Annotated in this window: 16 protein-coding genes and 2 riboswitches; of the genes, 8 read left to right on the forward strand and 8 right to left on the reverse strand. The window is 29.9% G+C overall.

The features are described from left to right. Positions 1 to 100 precede the first annotated feature (100 nt). Genes U8307_RS03740 through U8307_RS03750 form a run of 3 tightly spaced genes read right to left on the reverse strand, consistent with a single transcriptional unit; the run spans position 101 to position 3,075 of the window. Positions 101 to 1,036 carry a glycine betaine ABC transporter substrate-binding protein gene (locus U8307_RS03740; protein WP_326910338.1) on the reverse strand — a complete coding sequence of 312 codons (936 nt, stop codon included), beginning with the start codon at positions 1,034 to 1,036 and terminating at the stop codon, positions 101 to 103. 16 nt (positions 1,037 to 1,052) lie between these two features. Then, entirely contained in the window at positions 1,053 to 1,889 is an 837-nt protein-coding gene (locus tag U8307_RS03745; RefSeq protein ID WP_326910340.1) for an ABC transporter permease, read from the reverse strand. Continuing rightward, the gene (locus U8307_RS03750; protein WP_326910342.1) at positions 1,858 to 3,075 is read right to left on the reverse strand and encodes a quaternary amine ABC transporter ATP-binding protein; all 1,218 of its coding nucleotides are present in this window, start codon (positions 3,073 to 3,075) and stop codon (positions 1,858 to 1,860) included. Before U8307_RS03750 ends, U8307_RS03745 begins: the two co-directional genes overlap by 32 nt. Before the next feature lie 338 nt (positions 3,076 to 3,413). On the opposite strand from U8307_RS03750, the gene U8307_RS03755 reads away from it, so the two are divergent. After that, positions 3,414 to 3,965, forward strand: a complete 552-nt coding sequence (locus tag U8307_RS03755; RefSeq protein ID WP_326910344.1) for a GbsR/MarR family transcriptional regulator — start codon at positions 3,414 to 3,416, stop codon at positions 3,963 to 3,965. A 26-nt stretch (positions 3,966 to 3,991) separates the two neighbouring features. Here U8307_RS03755 and U8307_RS03760 read toward each other — a convergent pair whose 3' ends face one another. Then, positions 3,992 to 4,846 (reverse strand): 3-hydroxybutyryl-CoA dehydrogenase, encoded by an 855-nt coding sequence (locus tag U8307_RS03760; RefSeq protein WP_326910346.1) that lies wholly within the window; start codon positions 4,844 to 4,846, stop codon positions 3,992 to 3,994. 293 nt (positions 4,847 to 5,139) lie between these two features. Between U8307_RS03760 and U8307_RS03765 the strand changes: the two genes are divergently transcribed. Continuing rightward, complete coding sequence (locus U8307_RS03765; protein WP_326910349.1) at positions 5,140 to 5,967, forward strand: YihY/virulence factor BrkB family protein; 828 nt, start codon at positions 5,140 to 5,142, stop codon at positions 5,965 to 5,967. A gap of 37 nt (positions 5,968 to 6,004) precedes the next feature. Here the strand turns inward: U8307_RS03765 and U8307_RS03770 are convergent, their stop codons facing one another. Then, complete coding sequence (locus U8307_RS03770; protein WP_326910350.1) at positions 6,005 to 6,610, reverse strand: class I SAM-dependent methyltransferase; 606 nt, start codon at positions 6,608 to 6,610, stop codon at positions 6,005 to 6,007. 194 nt (positions 6,611 to 6,804) lie between these two features. Between U8307_RS03770 and U8307_RS03775 the strand changes: the two genes are divergently transcribed. From U8307_RS03775 to U8307_RS03800, 6 genes are read left to right on the forward strand one after another with little or no spacing between them, the layout of a single operon-like run. Then, positions 6,805 to 7,863 (forward strand): type II secretion system F family protein, encoded by a 1,059-nt coding sequence (locus tag U8307_RS03775; RefSeq protein WP_326910351.1) that lies wholly within the window; start codon positions 6,805 to 6,807, stop codon positions 7,861 to 7,863. A gap of 18 nt (positions 7,864 to 7,881) precedes the next feature. Beyond that, positions 7,882 to 8,172 (forward strand): hypothetical protein, encoded by a 291-nt coding sequence (locus tag U8307_RS03780; protein ID WP_326910352.1) that lies wholly within the window; start codon positions 7,882 to 7,884, stop codon positions 8,170 to 8,172. Positions 8,173 to 8,202: 30 nt separating this feature from the next. After that, entirely contained in the window at positions 8,203 to 8,709 is a 507-nt protein-coding gene (locus U8307_RS03785) for a DUF4860 domain-containing protein (RefSeq protein WP_326910354.1), read from the forward strand. Then, positions 8,699 to 9,211, forward strand: coding sequence for a hypothetical protein (locus U8307_RS03790; protein WP_326910356.1), 513 nt, complete (start codon positions 8,699 to 8,701; stop codon positions 9,209 to 9,211). The genes U8307_RS03785 and U8307_RS03790 overlap by 11 nt, the downstream gene beginning before the upstream one ends. Next, the gene (locus tag U8307_RS03795; RefSeq protein WP_326910358.1) at positions 9,208 to 9,723 is read left to right on the forward strand and encodes a hypothetical protein; all 516 of its coding nucleotides are present in this window, start codon (positions 9,208 to 9,210) and stop codon (positions 9,721 to 9,723) included. Before U8307_RS03790 ends, U8307_RS03795 begins: the two co-directional genes overlap by 4 nt. Continuing rightward, the gene (locus U8307_RS03800) at positions 9,723 to 10,778 is read left to right on the forward strand and encodes a type IV pilus twitching motility protein PilT (protein ID WP_326911532.1); all 1,056 of its coding nucleotides are present in this window, start codon (positions 9,723 to 9,725) and stop codon (positions 10,776 to 10,778) included. Before U8307_RS03795 ends, U8307_RS03800 begins: the two co-directional genes overlap by 1 nt. Before the next feature lie 59 nt (positions 10,779 to 10,837). On the opposite strand, the gene U8307_RS03805 is transcribed toward U8307_RS03800, so the two are convergent. The 3 genes from U8307_RS03805 to U8307_RS03815 all read right to left on the reverse strand — a co-directional run bounded on the left by U8307_RS03805 (position 10,838) and on the right by U8307_RS03815 (position 19,021). Continuing rightward, positions 10,838 to 11,719 (reverse strand): transglutaminase-like domain-containing protein, encoded by an 882-nt coding sequence (locus U8307_RS03805; protein ID WP_326910360.1) that lies wholly within the window; start codon positions 11,717 to 11,719, stop codon positions 10,838 to 10,840. A 70-nt stretch (positions 11,720 to 11,789) separates the two neighbouring features. After that, positions 11,790 to 11,873: riboswitch (cyclic di-GMP riboswitch) on the reverse strand. 99 nt (positions 11,874 to 11,972) lie between these two features. Further along, positions 11,973 to 17,150, reverse strand: a complete 5,178-nt coding sequence (locus U8307_RS03810) for an S-layer homology domain-containing protein (protein WP_326910362.1) — start codon at positions 17,148 to 17,150, stop codon at positions 11,973 to 11,975. 323 nt (positions 17,151 to 17,473) lie between these two features. Then, positions 17,474 to 17,562: riboswitch (cyclic di-GMP riboswitch) on the reverse strand. Between the two features lie 25 nt (positions 17,563 to 17,587). After that, positions 17,588 to 19,021 carry an HD-GYP domain-containing protein gene (locus U8307_RS03815; RefSeq protein ID WP_326910364.1) on the reverse strand — a complete coding sequence of 478 codons (1,434 nt, stop codon included), beginning with the start codon at positions 19,019 to 19,021 and terminating at the stop codon, positions 17,588 to 17,590. Positions 19,022 to 19,169: the final 148 nt, after the last annotated feature.

Genomic DNA, 19,169 nt, shown 5'->3' on the forward strand with positions numbered 1-19,169 from the left:
TGCGCTCCGCGGTATGCAATGTAAAGTTATTCTACACCCGTAGGGGGCGCATTGTATGCGCCCCGAAGTATGTAAAAATGTATACCGTACAATTTATAATTTATTCAGCTAAATCTTCTATAGAATTAATATCCATATAAGAAGGCACTACTAAACCTATTTTAGCTCCTTCTAAGTTTGGACCTAAATCTACAACTTCATCTTTGTAGTCTGAAATATATTTTGCATGAGTTCCTGGTAACCATGCTGCAACAATTGCATCTGCATCTCCACTAGCAACAGCTGCCCACATTGGTCCTGCTTCTACTTGAGTTAAGGTAACATCATAACCCATATCCTCCAATACTAATCCTATAACATTAGTAGAGGCAATTTCTGTATCCCATGCTACATATGCAAGCTTAATTGATTCACCATCTACTGCTTCTGCTCCTTCTGTCCATTCACTTACTTTATCTTGATTATCATCAACCCATTGTCTTGCTACATCTTCGACTGCTGCTCCCTCATTTACTTGAAGCATAACATATTCCATGTCGTCAGTAGACCAATAAAATTGATCTAATATTTTATTAGCATTAGGCATTTCTTCTGATAATCCTAGGCGAGCAATTGTATTAATAGTTTCAGCTCCTCCAAAAGATTCTTTAGGATCATCTAAGTACTTTAAATCATATTTAGAAAACTTCCAATGAGGTGACCATCCAGTTACAATAATTGGCTCTTCATTTTCAATTGCATCTGCTAGTGCTTGAGTCATAGCAGCTCCAGAACTTGTTTGTACTGTAAAATCTAAATCATAGTCTTCAACAGCTTGTTCAGCAGATTGCACAACACCTGCACCTGCATCAATTCCAATGATTTTATAATCTAACTGTTTACCTAAATTTGTTTCCACATTTTCATTAGCATTATTATTTTCACTTTCATTTTCATTTCCATTTTCTACATTATCACCATTACATCCTACAACAGCTAAAGCTAAAACAGCAGTGCAAGCTATAACTCCTAATCTCTTTAATTTGTTTTTAATCATAAATAATTCTCCTTTTTTATCTTTTTTTATTTAATCCCTGTGTTATTCTATCTAGTATTATGGCCAATATTACTATTGCTAATCCAGAAGCAAAACCCTGACCCGCTTCATTTCTAGTAACTGCCCTAAATACTTCAACACCTAAACCATCTGCACCAATCATAGATGCTATAACTACCATTGATAGTGCTAACATAATTGTTTGGTTAACGCCAGCCATAATTGTACTTTTAGCCATTGGAAGTTGTACTTTAAGTAATTTTTGTTTAGATGTCGCTCCAAAGGCGTCCGCTGCTTCAATTAATTCTGTAGAAACTTGACGTATACCTAAATTGGTCAAACGTACAACTGGTGGCATTGAAAATATTACAGATGCAATAACTCCAGGTACCATACCTATTCCAAAGAAAGATACTGCAGGTATCAAATATACAAAAGCAGGCATTGTCTGCATAAAGTCTAATATAGGTGTCACTATATCTTGTACTATTTTGCTTCTTGACATCCAAATTCCTAAAGGAATACCAATTACAATCGATATTAAACTAGATGTTAAAATTAATGAAAGGGTTAGCATGGTTCCTTCCCAGTATCCAAGGTTTTGTACTAATAATAGTCCAACTAATACAAAAACTGGTAATCCCCAAATTTTCTTTGTTATAAAAATAGTCAATCCAACCAAGATTATAATGAAAATCAAAGGATGAATTAATAATAAACCATCGCTTAATAAACTTACAAATCCATCTAAAAATTTCTTAATCGGTTCAAAAAACCATTGGGCATTACTTCTTAACCAATCGACAATTATGTCAGCCCATTTAACTAATGGTATCTGGGGTATTTGTGTCATCAAGATTCACCTCATTTCCTGCAAGTGCAGCTAATACTGCACCTCTTATAATAATTCCCTTTAATTTTTTATTTTCCACAACGGCTACTGGTACAGGAGTATTGTGAATTACATCAAACAAATCATTCAAAGGCAAATCTAAACTTACTATAGGTACATCCCTCTCAATTATATCATTAATATCTTTGTTACCATTTTTTATTGCTTCTGATGCAGCATCAGCAGTTACAATACCTATTAGTTCTTTATTTTTATTAGTAACATAAATACTTGATATTTCAGCCTTTTTCATTCTTTGAAGAGCAGTTCTCGGACCATCTTTTTCTAATTGAATAGTCTCAGGACGTATCATAACATGTTGAGCTGAAAATACTTTAGATCTATCTACATCTTGAACAAACTTTTTAACATAATCATTAGCGGGACTAGTCATTATTTCTTCTGGAGTACCAATTTGAACTATTACACCATCTTTCATCAATGCTATTCTATCACCAATTTTTAAAGCTTCATCTAAATCATGTGTTATAAATATAATTGTTTTTTGCATTGCTGATTGTAACTCTATGAGTTCATCTTGCATTTCCTTACGTATAAGTGGATCAAGTGCTGAAAAAGCTTCATCCATTAATAAAATGTCCGTATCTGTCGCTAACGCTCTAGCTAATCCAACTCTCTGTTGCATACCACCTGATAACTGATCCGGTAATTGATCCTTATACCCAGACAATCCAACTAATTGTAATGCTTTAATAGCTTTCTCTTCAATTTCACTTTTAGCAATACCTTGTACTTCTAAACCATATCCAGTATTTTCTAAAATTGTACGATGAGGAAATAATCCAAATTTTTGGAAAACCATACTTAGTTTTTTCCTTCTCGTTTTAATTAATTCATGCTTATTCATTTTAGCTAAATCTTCACCATCTATTAATACACTGCCTGCTGTTGGCTCAATCAAGCGATTTACAAGCCTTACAAGAGTAGATTTTCCACTTCCTGATAATCCCATAATTACAAAAATTTCACCGGAATATACCTCAAAAGAAGCTCTATTTACTCCAACTGTCATACCTGTTTCTTTTAATATATCTGTTTTTGTTTTTCCTTCTTCTAAGAGTTTTACTCCCACTTTTGGATTTTTACCAAAAACTTTAGTTAACTCTTTAACTTCGATTTTAAGCATTAATTCACCTCTTTCAACATATATTTTGCTTCATCTTCTAGCTTTTATTCAGCTTTTAATAATTAAATACAATAAATAACCGATCTATGTAAACAGCGTATTTACATACTATACTAGAAATTGCCAATAGTTACAACCGTTATATCCGTTCATTTTGAACAAACTTAACGTACAGTTTAAACTGTACGTTAAGTTTGTTGCTTATTCTTAAAAATACTCTAAATTGCTCCACCATAATCAATTATCTTTCTCTTGATTTTTTATTTTATTGCTATATTATATTATATAAAATATGTTATAATATAGTAAAACATATACTATAAGGAGGATGCCCTTTAATGACTACTAATGAAAATCAAATAATAAATGAATTTGAGGAAATAAAAAATGAATCTATATTTACTTTATCAAAGTTAATTAACCTATATGGTCTGTCGCTTTCTGAATCGCGCTTATATTCCATACTATTTCTTGAAAATAGTCCAATGACTTTAGATGAGATGAGTCAATCTTTAGGAATGAGTAAAACCTCAATGAGTACAGGGGTTCGTAGTCTATTAGACACTCAAATGGTAGAGAAAACTTGGAAAAAGGGCATAAGAAAGGATTTATATATTGTAGAAGAAGACTTATATAAAGCCTTCTCAAATTCATTTATAGATCAATGGCATTCTGCAATTAATCACCACATGAAAACACTCAAAGAAATTTCAAATCAACTATCAGACCTTTCATATAAAAATAGTGATTTAGATTTACAAAAAACAATCTCACAATATTCTCAAAAAATAAACATGATTATTGATTTTTATAAATGGTTATTAAACACATTAAAGGTACTTCAAGAAAATATTGATGATCGTTTAAATATAAAAAATCAGGACCTCTAACATAGAAGTCCTGATTTTTATTATTCTTATTTACTATAGTCGTAGAAGCCCTTACCAGTTTTTCTACCAAGTAAGTTTGCTCTAACCATTTTACGTAATAATGTATGTGGTCTATATTTAGGATCACCATATTCGTTATACAGAACTTCCATTATTGCAAGACAAACATCAAGGCCCACTAAATCACCAAGTTCTAAAGGTCCCATCGGATGATTTGCACCAAGTTTCATAGCTGTATCTATTTCTTCTTTTGTTGCTACGCCATCAGCTAAAATACCTACTCCTTCATTAATCATTGGAATTAATATTCTATTTACAACAAATCCTGGAGCTTCATCTACGCTTACAGGAGTTTTGCCTATGTTTTGTGATAATGTAAATATAGTGTCATGAACCTCTTGAGAAGTAAGTTTTCCCTTAATTATCTCAATAAGTTTCATAACAGGAACTGGATTAAAGAAATGCATACCTATTACTCTTGAAGGATTCTTAATACCTGAAGCTATTTCAGTTATTGAAAGTGAAGATGTATTTGTAGATAATATAGCATCTTCCTTAGCTATAGCTTCTATATCTCTAAAGATAGTGTGCTTTGTATTCATGTCCTCTGCTACAGCTTCTATAAATAAATCTGCTTCAGAACAATCTGCATAAGAAGTAGTCTTAGTAATATTTCCTAAAATCTCATCTTTTTTTGATTCTTCCATTCTGCCCTTAGATACTAACTTTGTTAAGCCTTTACCAATTACTTCAGTTAACGTATTATATGTATTGCCTTCTCTACCTTTCACTATAACTGGATAACCTGCTTGAGCAAATGTCTGAATTATACCTCTTGCCATTGTTCCTGTTCCAACTACACAAATTTTCTTAATTTCCATATAAATTACCTCCTGAGTTATTGTTAATTATTTAACCTTATTTATAAGGTTTTCATCCCAGTTGATATTATAACACCTTATCTTAATTTAAGCAAGGCAATTTACTAATTATTCATTGCAATTATTTATTATCATTAATACTATACAATAACACAAACATGATAAATAACTGAAAATTACAGTTAAAATTAACGGTTTTGATATTTTTTTAACATCTTTTTATATGGAACTGGAAAATAATAATGTAGCTAATTTTACATATAATACAAAATATTATATTAGAGGTGAATATATTGAAAAAAACTATGGTTATGATTGTTAAAATACTACAAAAATCAAAAGAAGACGACTTGTTTTCTTTAAGTGCACAATTTTCATATTATATTGTATTAGGAATATTTCCTTTTGTTATTTTGGTAATATCAATATTTAGGCATTATACTTCTTATTTTTATTATTTATTAAATACAGTTGAATCGATTATTCCTGCAGATGTACATAATATTGCACTAAATTTTATCAATGATGTAGCATTAAAATATAACAAGCCTTACATGTCTGCCAGTATATTCGCACTTCTGTGGTCATCAACTTCAGCAAGTATAGGAATAATTCGTGGCATTAATAAGGCATATGATTATCCTATGAAAAATAATTACTTTTTTATGAGAATAAAAGGTATTATATTTACACTTGCACTAATGTTATCTATACAGTTAATTTTTACTTCTATTATCATCGGAAGACAATTGGTTATTTTTCTACAAAGTTGCTCTTTGTTAACAGATATTATTTATCATATAATAAATATACTTAGATATGTTTTGCCTTTAATATTTCTATTTATTATTTTTACCGTAGCTTACAAATACTTACCATATGAAAAGGTCAGTTTCCGCATTGTACTCCCTGGAGCTATATTTTCGACTTTTGGTTGCATAATAGGCTCAGCGATTTTTTCTATATATACAAGTAATAAAATAATGTATTATAACAATATATATGGAAACATATCTGGAATTTTCATTTTTTTAATCTGGGTTTACATAACATCTCTGATATTTCTAATAGGAGCAGAAATCAATGCCTTTTCGTCAAATAAAATATCAAAAAAATTATAAGTCAAAAGATAAAATTGTCAACAATCTGAACAAAGTATTATTTTTTTTCTGCTTTAAAAATAAAATACCCTGATTTTTTCTCTGCTATATCACAGTTACCAAATAACGTTACTATTTTATCCTTCGAACTTAGTGCTCCTTGCTTTTTCTGTATTACAACATATAATTTCCCACCTTGCTCTAAATGTTCATATGCCCCTTCATAAAATGAAAATACAACATTTTTCCCTGCCCTAATAGGAGGATTAGTAAGTATGATATTATACATTTCGTTTATCGAATCAAAGGATGATGAATTAATTATTTTGACTCTATTTTCAACTTTATTTTCTTTTGCATTCATTGCAGCCAACTTTAATGCTCTTTCATTGATATCAGACATTGTAATATTCGAATTTTTTAATAATTTTGCTACTATTATGCCTATAGGACCATAACCACATCCCATGTCTAGTATTTTGCCGTCAAAACTATTATTCTCTTTTATTACTGTTTCACTAAGAAGCATTGAACCAAAATCTACACCCTTTTTAGAAAAAACGCTATTACTTGTATAAAAATAAAATTTATCTTTTCCTATATTCCAATCAAATTTATATACATCGTCTTTTGTAGTTGGATTTTTTGTAAAATATTGCTCCATTATAAATAATTCCTCCGATAGCTTATTGTTTTTTATTATACAGTATTTTTTCCACTTTTCAAATAATAATTATCAATTACTTTTAAAATTCAATTTTTTATAGTCTTATCCATTTCTGTATTATTTTGTTGAATTATGTAATTTTATATATTATAATTAAATCATATAATCTACTGATTATTGGGAGGTTCTTTATGAATAAAACCTACAGTAAAAAACTTTCATCTTCTGAATTATCTTTTTTTTGTATGCAAGTTGCATTAACGTTGAAATCGGGAATGTTAATTTATGATGGAATTTCCTGGATGCATGATGATATTGAAGAAGGAAAAATAAAAAAAGTTTTAGGTATTATAAAGCAAGAACTATCAAAAGGTGTACCTTTATATCAAGCAATGAATAATTCAAATTTTTTTCCACCTTATGTAGTAAATATGAGTCAAATAGGAAACGCAACAGGGAAATTAGAAAATGTAATGACTTCCCTATCAAAATACTACGACAGAGAAGAATTTATAAAATTGAAAATTAAAAATTCAATATTTTATCCTTCTATGCTCTTCGTCATGATGACATTAGTAATTATTCTTCTTGTTACTAAGATTTTTCCTGTATTCGAAAGTATGATAAGCGAACTTGGAGGAGAATTATCTAATGAGGCCTCTATTTTAATGTCATTTTCCACTGGTATTTTAGCTGGAAAACTAATTATGTACATTCTCATTATATTTTTAATTATTATAGTTGCTTTTTTAGGATTTGGAAAAACAATAAAAGGAAAAGAATTATATAATAGTTTTCTAAATAAAAATATTATAACTAAAGTAATAATGAAAAATTTAACTGCCTATAGATTTTCTTCTTCATTATCTCTTTTATTATCAAGTGGTTTAAATATTGATAATTCATTAGACCTTTTACTTCAAATATTAGAAAACTCTCATTTAAAAAATAAGATTAAAGTATTCCAAAAGTGTATAAAAAGTGGTGAGCCATTTATAGAATCACTTTCTAAATTATCTCTTTTTTCAAGTATGCATTTACAAATGATAAATATGGGATATAAAACTGGTGAATTAGATACAGTTATGGATAAGCTCACAACAATACTTGAAAACGAAGTAGAACAAAGAATCACTAACAATGTAGCCCTAATAGAACCTATACTTGTAGGATTTTTATCTATCGCAATAGGTGTTATACTTATTTCTGTTATGCTACCACTAATGAACATAATGGCAAGCATCGGTTAAATTGAAGGGATGTTAAATGTGAGAAAGTCAAAAATTTTAAATGTTATTATTTTATTATTAATTGTTGCCTTTTTATTCTTTGGCACTAATATTACAAAAAAATCTAACGAAGAAAACAAATTTGTTATATTAGAGGAAGCAATAATTAGAGGTGCTATACAGTGTTATGCTATTGAAGGATTTTATCCACCTAATATTGAATATTTAGAAAGTAATTACGGTTTAATAATTGACCATGAAAAATATTATGTTAGTTATATTGCTTTTGCTTCGAATATAATTCCAGAAATCAAAGTATTTTTAAAATAAGGAATATATTCTATTCAACGGAGGAAAAATATGAAAAAAAATAGTACAAACCAATTTTCTATACATTTCATATTTGTTATGCTCCTTTTCTTAACTATAGTCATTTTATCTGTTATGATAATTATTTTAGGTAGTGATATATATACTAATATAAAAGATGAAAGAGATAGTAATTATGAAATTCGTGTTTCATTGTCATATATATCTAATAAATTGAGACAAGCAGATAATAGTAAATCCATTAATATAAAAACTATACATGAAACTCCTGCTATTGTTATAAATGAAACTTATGATAGTTTAAATTATGAAACATGGATTTACTATTATGATGGTTATTTATATGAAATTTTTATTGATGAAGGAACGGAATTCTCCTTATCTGATGGTATGAAGGTTTTAAAAATCGACAATTTTAGCATTTATAAGAAAAATGGCAATTTATACGAGTTTTCTATAAATAGCGGTGATTATAGTTCAGAATTAGTTTTATCTTTAAATTCTAACCAATTAGGTGGTGTTTCTATTGAAAAATAAATCATCTATAAATTTAGAAGTATCACTTATCGAAATAATATTGTCAATATTAATTTTCGCTATAGCAGCTGTAATTATTTTAAATTGCTTTGCAATTGCTAGATATACACAAATAAAATCCAATGATAAAACTATAGCATTAATGAAAATGCAAACAATTCTTGAATATATTAATTCATCAGAAACTGATAATGATACTCAAGAAATTTTAAATGAATTATTTGCTTATACAAATTTTAATGAAGAAACAAATCAATATTACTATGTAGTTTATTTTGATAGTAAATGGAATAGATGCAACGAAGAACAAATGGAATATACTATAATTATGGATATTACTAATAAGCAGTTACAATCAGGAATAATTAGCCACATAAATATATTTACTAAAAAGAGTGACCCTTATCCATTTATAGAAAATAATAATAGCATTGACTCCTTAGTTTCGATTTCAACTAAAAATTTTTATCCTGATTTTGAGGCAAGGAGGGCGTTACAATGAGATTAGGAGGATCCCTTGTTATAATAATATTTGTTGTTCTTTGTTTGATAATACTAGCAACATTATCTTTTACAACAACTTATTCAGATTTAAAATTATCAAATAAAACAGAAGATATTACTACAGATTATTATTACATGCATGGAAAGGCTAAAGAAAAACTTGCTAATATTAATGATAAGCTAACTATAGCTAATCTTAAATTACAAAATAAAAAAAATATAAATGTTTCAGAATCAGAAAATTTTAACTATTTAGCAATACAAGAGTTACAAAAAATAGACAGCATAACAATTATTAAAGAAAACAAAGATAACATTTATTCTGACTTTTATATTTCTTATGAAATTTTAGGAAACTTAAATCAAAAAATTAATGTGAAGTTAAATATTTTATATGATAGTACGATAGGAGAGCCTAGCTATGAAATAATTTCATGGACTCTATCCAATATTAAGCTCCCAAGTTACGACGAAGATACATACAATTTATGGGAAGGAATTAGCCAATGATTAATATTATTGATATATTAGTAAATGCTGTAGAAAAAAAAGCATCAGATATCTTTATAATTGCTGGACGACCAATATCATACAAGATTATGGGTGAAATTGTGTCCCAAAGTGATACGCCTCTAAACACAGATGATACATATGAAATTATAAAAGATATTTTAATTGCAGCAAACAAAGGAAACTTCGAAGAACTTACAGAAAATGGGGACATGGATTTTTCTTTTTCATTATCTAAATTAGGTAGGTTTAGAGTTAGTGCATATAAACAAAGAAATTCTTTTGCAGCTGTAATTAGAGTAGTACTTTTTGAATTACCAAATCCAACTGAATTAGGAATTCCAGATGCTTGCATGAATTTATATAAAAAAACAAAAGGTCTTGTTTTAGTTACTGGACCTGCTGGTAGCGGCAAATCAACAACACTTGCTTGTATTATAGATAAAATAAATAGGCAACGAAATTGCCATATAATGACATTTGAAGATCCAATAGAGTTTTTACATAAACACAAAAAATCAATTATAAGCCAAAGAGAAATATCTACTGATTTCAAAAGCTATATTTCATCACTTAAATCTGCCCTTAGACAAGCTCCTGATGTTATATTAATAGGAGAAATGAGAGATTTAGAAACTATAGAAATAGCTCTAACCGCTGCTGAAACAGGACATTTGGTTTTTTCTACATTACACACTATTGGTGCTGCAAATACCATTGATCGCATTATAGATGTATTTCCATCAAATCAACAAAGACAAATAAGAATACAACTATCAATGCAACTTCAAGCAGTAATATCACAACAATTAATACCTTCTTCTACATGTGGTCGAGCAGCTGCCTTTGAAATAATGATAGTAAATAATGCAATATCTAATTTAATCAGAGAATCAAAGATTCATCAAATAAATAATGTTATATACTCATCAGAAACAAAAGGTATGAAACCAATGGATACAAGCATAGTTGAACTTTTCAAAAATAATCTAATTAGTAAAGAAGATGCTATAAAATACTCAACAGACCCAGATTCTATTATTAAACAATTGTAATTATATAGGAAAGGAGAACTTTCCTATATAATAAAAATACCCTGTTGTCTAACAGGGTATTAATATTCAAAATACTTAGTATAATATTTACTATCAGTTAACTTTTTAGTGTATTCTATCATTTTGGGACTATTAGATTGTTTCGCTGTAGATGCTATGGTACTATCCATTAATTTCCATTGACGACCGTCAAAATACATCTCATTTAATTTAATCCAACCTGTTTCCTCTGTATATACTTCATTCCATGCGTGTAGTACATCTAAATTAGAAGAATAACCAGTTACTAATTTTGTTGGTATAGACTGTGAACGTAGCATTGCTGCCATTATCGATGCATAATCAAAACAAATGCCTTTATTACTCTTAAGTATTTCATCTACTTCAGGCAAATATCCGCTTTCAACACTTTCAGCCTTTTTTGTATCATAAACGATATTAGTAATTATATAATCATAAATGACATCTATTTTATCAATATCTTCTTTTTTTTCTTTTGTTAATTCTTCTGCTTTTTTTACAGTTTCAGAATCATTTTTATATTTTACATATTGATTTGAAACAAGGAATGGAGAATTTTCATTATCTAAAGTTACCTTAATGTTTGCAGTCTGCTTGATACTGTATTTGTTTCCTGTTATATTTTCAAATATTTTAATTTTATATGTACCATTTCCCATTTGTAAAGGATATGTTTCATAATCACCTTTATTATTCAAATCATATGTATACTTTCCTGTATCTTTTTCAATAATTACTTTTAATTTTTTCGTAGTTTCCTTTAAATACCTTATTTTAACATAACCTTCTGAACTATGAGTAGCATCTATTTCTGACTTAGAACCCTTGTACACATTTTCTGCACCAAAACACATTGTATAAAGCGATAATATAAATATTGTTATAAATATTGTATATAATGTTATCTTTAGTTTCTTCACACAACCCACCCCTTTAACATAAAAATACTTCACTTAAATAGCAAAGCATTTTATATATGTATCAGAAATACATAGCAGCTGGCTATCATACCTTTTAGGCTTAGACCCTATAGCTTTGCGTCGTCTTCTTTAGAAAACTTTGCCTATTAATTTAAAATATAATATCACAATATGGTTAATTTTGTCAACTGTTATTTTAAACATGAAAAATACGGAATGCTAAGATTTAACATTCCGCATAATTCAATTTAAACTATGGCCATAATTTATTTGCTTTCATTCCGGTCCAGAGTTCTTCTCCACTTTCTTCATTGATAGTGTAATTATGACTGTTTGTTGCTTCCATTACAGCTTCATAGTACCAATCATCACTTGTCATATCTGGCCAGAATATAGCATCTGGATGTATATTTTCTTCTAAAACTGATCTTTCAAGAACATTGTTAATCAATGTCATTGATTCAGCTCTTGTAATATTTTGATCTGGTTTAAAAGTATTATCAAGATAACCATTTATCCAACCTTTTATTTCAGAAGAATTTATATAATCCTCTGCCCAGTGACCATATATATCAGTAAACTTACTAGTACTACTTGATTCTAGTTTATCAAACTTAGCTGCTATAGTTGCAAATTCTGCCCTAGTAATTGGTTCTGATGGTTTAAAGGTTCCATCTGGGTATCCATTCAATATACCAGCATTAGATAGTGTAGATATTGCGCGATTTGACCATCTATCAGATGATATATCTGTAAATGAATTTGTATCACTCAATAAGCTATCTCTGCTATCATCAGTCAATAATCTATAGAAAATCATTGCCACTTCTTCTCTGGTTATACTATTAAGAGGTCTTATATCTCCCTCAGGATAACCTATAATATAAGCAAAGTGATCTAATTTTTCTAAGTCTGCCAATGGTACTTCTGGATCTTCGATGATTACAGGTTTTTTACGACCACCATTACTAGATTTATTTCTATCGTAGAAGAATTTATAAGTAGTATCCTTAACTTCTTCGATTACTTCTTTTTCTATTATTTCTGTCGTAATTGCTGAACCACTTGTTGATGTTGTATCAGGTATTTCAACAACTTCATATTCTATTGCTGTTCTTGTTGTCACATCTACAACTGTTTCATATCTAGAATATGTGTATCTTGTTCTATTACCCATTACTATATAAGTCTGTCTTTCATCTTCATTTAACTCTGTACCTGCAATACCTTGAGGTCCTTCTTCAGCATTATACTGATTAGTATTATATCCTGTTTCGTAATGCCATTCTATATTTATAGTATCATCTATATTAGGTGCTCTTACTTTGAATGTGTATGTTGTATTCTCTTCTGGATATACCGATGGCAATTCCGGCTTAGATATAATTTTATAACCAGATGGAATTTCTGGCCTAATATCTTCTGTTATTGAAGTACTCGTTGCTCCAGTATAATCCATTTTATATATTTGGTTTCCATTAGTATCTACAACTTCTACAGTTATTGTAACTTCGCCTAAAATTTTAGTGTAGTAGAAATCAATTACATTATTGTCTTCACCTAATTCTAGTGATTTGCTAGTAGGAGCTACCTTCACGTAACCCTCTACATCAATTGCACTTTCGGTTACTTTAGTACCATAAATTCCTGATTTAGTTACTGAATCAGCTACCGGTAAATTAGTTCCAAATTCTAAATAATTAACATTGTAACTTACTGCGTTGGCTGTATTGATAACCACAAAGCCTTCATAAAAATCTCCAGATATGTCAGTTCTATATCCATTCATATCCAATTCAGCTATTGTGTAATCAGAGTAATCATTTTCTCTGAAATCCCACCAATATTCGCCACCTTCATATAAAGGTAATTTGAAAGAATCGGTCCAATTATTATCTTCATTTAGTGTTAAGGTGTAATCAGTTGCTTCTCCATCGGAATCTAATAATACTATTGATACCTCGTCTCCTACAGGGCCATCCCATACTTTACTTACAGGTACATCTATAACCTCTATATTATATAATTGGAATCCGTCATATCCATAACCATAATTATTATTTACGAATTCATAAGTATAGTTATCTGGAACATCTTCTTCAATCGTATAATTTGAGTAATCAATAAATTCGTTATTAGAATCATACATCGGTACTATAAACGAGCCAAACCAATATCCATACTCATCAAGGCTTACAACTGCAGTAGAAACTCTTTCTTCATCTTCATTTAACAGATAAACAGTTATGCTTTCCGGTCTTGATGATGATGGAACTGTAGATAGTGACTTCAATTGTGGTAATTGAGTTTCGCCATCATACCATTGCTTCCATATGTTAAGTTCAACGGTTGCACCACTATCTTTTACAAAGTTGGCTGTATACACTAAATCTTCTGTTATTGTTGTTGCAAATGGCGTCGGTGTCCATCCGTCAAACTTATATCCAGAATCTGCTTCATATGTCGGTAATGTTGTTACTGCTGTGTTCCATGCAGTTCCATCTAATATATCTTCATATAATGTTGTTCCACTTATACTTCCATTTGCTCCTGCTTTAAATTCTACTGTATGCCATTGGTCTTCATCTTTTACAAAGTTGGCTGTATACACTAAGTCTTCTGTTATTGTTGTTGCAAATGGCGTCGGTGTCCATCCGTCAAACTTATATCCAGAATCTGCTTCATATGTCGGTAATGTTGTTACTGCTGTGTTCCATGCAGTTCCATCTAATATATCTTCATATAATGTTGTTCCACTTATACTTCCATTTGCTCCTGCTTTAAATTCTACTGTATGCCATTGGTCTTCATCTTTTACAAAGTTGGCTGTATACACTAAATCTTCTGTTATTGTTGTTGCAAATGGCGTCGGTGTCCATCCGTCAAACTTATATCCAGAATCTGCTTCATATGTCGGTAATGTTGTTACTGCCGTGTTCCATGCAGTTCCATCTAATATATCTTCATATAATGTTGTTCCACTTATACTTCCATTTGCTCCTGCTTTAAATTCTACTGTATGCCATTGGTCTTCATCTTTTACAAAGTTGGCTGTATACACTAAATCTTCTGTTATTGTTGTTGCAAATGGCGTCGGTGTCCATCCATCAAACTTATATCCAGAATCTGCTTCATATGTCGGTAATGTTGTTACTGCTGTGTTCCATGCAGTTCCATCTAATATATCTTCATATAATGTTGTTCCACTTATACTTCCATTTGCTCCTGCTTTAAATTCTACTGTATGCCATTGGTCTTCATCTTTTACAAAGTTGGCTGTATACACTAAGTCTTCTGTTATTGTTGTTGCAAATGGCGTCGGTGTCCATCCGTCAAACTTATATCCAGAATCTGCTTCATATGTCGGTAATGTTGTTACTGCTGTGTTCCATGCAGTTCCATCTAATATATCTTCATATAATGTTGTTCCACTTATACTTCCATTTGCTCCTGCTTCAAATGTTACTGTATTCCATTGGTCTTCATCTTTTACAAAGTTGGCTGTATACACTAAATCTTCTGTTATTGTTGTTGCAAATGGCGTCGGTGTCCATCCGTCAAACTTATATCCAGAATCTGCTTCATATGTCGGTAATGTTGTTACTGCTGTGTTCCATGCAGTTCCATCTAATATATCTTCATATAATGTTGTTCCACTTATACTTCCATTTGCTCCTGCTTCAAATGTTACTGTATTCCATTTACTTGTATCTTTTGCATTTTTTACAATAATTGACATACTATTATTATCTACAGAAACATTACTTGGATTACCAAGAAGCGTAATTCCATCTGGCCTTAGCTGTACATTAAATTGATCATTATTTACATAGCCTGCTGGCACAATAATCTCTTTAATTATGTAAGCACTACTATTTGATGTGTCAATAGTAAAAGAAAATTCATTTTTCCCAACACCTTCATTTGCTGGACCTTCAGCTACTCTTGCTGTTCCAGAACCTTGTTTATCAACTGCAAAGCTTGCACCCTCTAATGGATTCCCATTTTCGTCTACTTTTACAATTTTTCCATTAACTATAGGATTAGGTACATAAACTTTTGGTAAAATCGGAATATCCACATCATTGTATTCTGTACCTTCTGCATCTGTAAAAGTAATTTTAGCTGATTCATTAGTATTTAAGTCTGGTTCTTCTTCTGTTGCTGATTCTGAACTATAAACGCCTTCTTTAAGTTGGATCTTAAAACGAACTTCTACACCGGGTTGTGAAATTTCATTAAAATGTAGTTGTATTTCATCATTGCTACCAGCTAAACTGTTATAATATATAGGTTGTGAAGAGTCATGAGTTATATTCACCCATTCGTTATTGTTATTATCCACTGATACTGCATTACGATATTGAACTGCATCAGAATTCCCTATATTAAGTTTAAAGTTGTCACCTTCTACAACATCTGTTAAAGTAACATCAGTAGCAAAATTTAATATTTCACCAGCTATACCGTCAAATACTTCTTCTAACTCAGTTGGATTTATAGACGCTTCAATTAAATTATCAGATTCACTTACAAATGTTGGAAGCAGAGTATTTAGGATAAATGAATTGTCTATTCCGAGATACCATTCATCTTCTGACCAAATTGGCCAAATAATCCAGTTCTTTCTATACTCTAGCTCCTTATTCCAAGTTTTTTCTATATATTTTCCATTTACATAATCAACATCTGATTGAGGTATTTCACCACCTAGTACAAATGTATCACCACTTCCTACATTTGGATTCCAATATACACAATACATTGGAAGATCAGGATAGCTATTTTTTATATTTCGCGCCTGCACACTTGCATTTTTACTATAAGCATAATCTACTTCATCTCCAGATGGAGCAGGAGCACCATCAGTAAATAATACTAATGCTCTTTTTGCATCTGGGTTATTTAAGTTTGATTTATCTAGTAAATTTTTAGCTTTTTTGAAAGCTTCACCAGTATTAGTATCGCCTCTAGCGCCCATATCATCAACTGCATCATATAAAGTACCTTCATCACTACTGAACTCAGTAATAGTATAACCATTGCTACCATCAGAAAATGTTAAAATAGCTATACGGTTATCCAAATTGTTATCTAAAATTTTACTTATAAAATTTTTAGCAGCTGTTTTCAAAGTACCTAGACGATTACTTCCACTCATACTTCCAGATCTATCTAGCATTAAGACAACATCTAAAGGCGTTGGTTCTACAATAGTGTCCGTTCCTTTTATATCAAACTGAATCCAAAAATCATTATCTAAGGTATCTTCCATTTTGTATGCTGTCTTATCAACAAAAACACTTCCTCCTACATCAATTGGATTATTATTACTTACTGCCAATGCCACACTACTCGGTATAATTGACATCACCATCATCAAGGCTATTACAAAACATATGACTTTTTGGTAAATTTTTGTTTTATTCATATGGTTTCCTCCTTTCTCTAAAATTTTTGTATCATTTTTATGTGTTTTCTTTTGTTTTATCAAATTATTAACTATCATAAAAATGTAATACACCCCCTTTCTTTTGCCGTTAATTAATTTTTAATTTATATAGAACAACTATCTGTGTTTAGGATTGGATAGTTGGAGCTATTAGGGTAAGTCTTTGTGGTCACGGTACGCATGCAATGCGTCCCCTACATGTGGTCGTCCTAATTCGCATGCAATGCGTCCCCTACATGTTGTGGCGTATAATGTCGTTAGTCGGATTTTTGGAATAAAAAAGCTGCAAAAATATTTTTTATTTTTGCAGCCGAACTGTCATAGTATTTTGGATACTTTAGACTTCATAGCTTTGCGTCCCTAGTTTTCACTAGGTTTGCCAGTATTTACTTATATTATTATATAACTATTATATTTTATGCAATAAATTCCTTTTCTTCCATTAATTTAATAAATATTCGCGCAATTGTTGGGTCAAATTGAGTTCCTGATTTATCTGCTATTTCTTTTAAAGCTTCTAAATTAGTCATTCTGTTTTTATATGGTCTATCGTTTACCATAGCATCATAGGCGTCTGCAATTGCAAAGATTCTAACTACTAGTGGAATTTCTTCTTTTTTGAGAAGCCCAGGGTACCCCTTTCCATCCCATCTTTCGTGATGAATTAAAATAAGTTCATCTATTACCAAAGGCTCTCTAAATTCTTTAACAATATAATAACCAATTTCACTGTGACGTTTAATGTCTTTCCACTCATCTAAATTCAAAGTACCTTCTTTTTGCAATATATGTTTTGGTATCCCAATTTTACCAATATCATGAAAGTCACATAACATTTGCAATTCTTCTTTATCTTCTTCAGAAAGATTTAATTCATTAGCCATCATTAAGCTATATTCTTTAAGTCTTTTATAATGAGCTTTAGTTTCAAAAGTAATTTTTTCTAAATTATTTTTAAGAAAGTTTATTAATGCTAGTTTTGATTCTTTACTTTCCTTAAGTTTATTGAAATACATTCTTTCTTCAGCTAATTTAACTTTATCCTGAATGTCTTCTAACTCTGAAGTTTTAGTTGCAACTCCAAAACTAATACTTATTTTAATGAAATCCAGAGGATTTTTTTCACAGTCAGTTTTTATTCTATCAATAATTGAAAGGGCAATTGATTCTGATGTTTTTGGCAAAATAATTAAATATTCATCTCCACCAACTCTACTGATTATATCTTCTTTTCTAAAAGAATTTCTCATAATTTCAGCTGCTTTTGTTAACGCTTTATCACCCATAAAGTGTCCAAATGCATCGTTTATCAACTTCAAACCATTTATATCGCCCATAATAATACTTAATGGTAATTGGCGATTTGTATCTAACCTTGAAAGTTCTTCTTCATAAAATGCTTTATTATATAGTCCCGTTAGTTTATCCCTATAATATATTCTTTCTATGTCTTGATATTCATAAATGTTACTTTGATTTTTTTCCTTTATAATTTTATTTACTATACCTTTTTTTATTTTTGTAATATCGTTATAAAATATAATCATGATTTCTTCATCTTCACTAAATATACTTATTAGATACCAACGGTCTAGCCCTTCTATGAACATTTCAAACTTACTGTTAGTTTTCGGTATCATATTGAAATATAATTCTTTAAAACCTAGTTTATTTACATTATTAACTACAATATTAGAAATTCTTTCTCCTATAATTGATTTTGCAATCATGTTTGTTGCTTTTTGGAAATTACCACTTAAGTAAATCAACACATAATCAATAATATTTCCTTCATTATTGTAAATTGCTTTTAATTTTAGATAAAAATCATTTACTGATGGGTATTCCATTTCGACACTCCTGTATTGATAAACATTTTTTTACTTTACTTATTATTCCATATTATACAATGTAGTAATTACATTTCCATTTAATAGTGATTACATTATAATTTCTTTTTAATTACATTATGATTACATGGATATATTATGTAAATGT

This window comes from Sedimentibacter sp. MB31-C6, from assembly GCF_035934735.1.
Taxonomy (GTDB): Bacteria; Bacillota; Clostridia; order Tissierellales; family Sedimentibacteraceae; genus Sedimentibacter.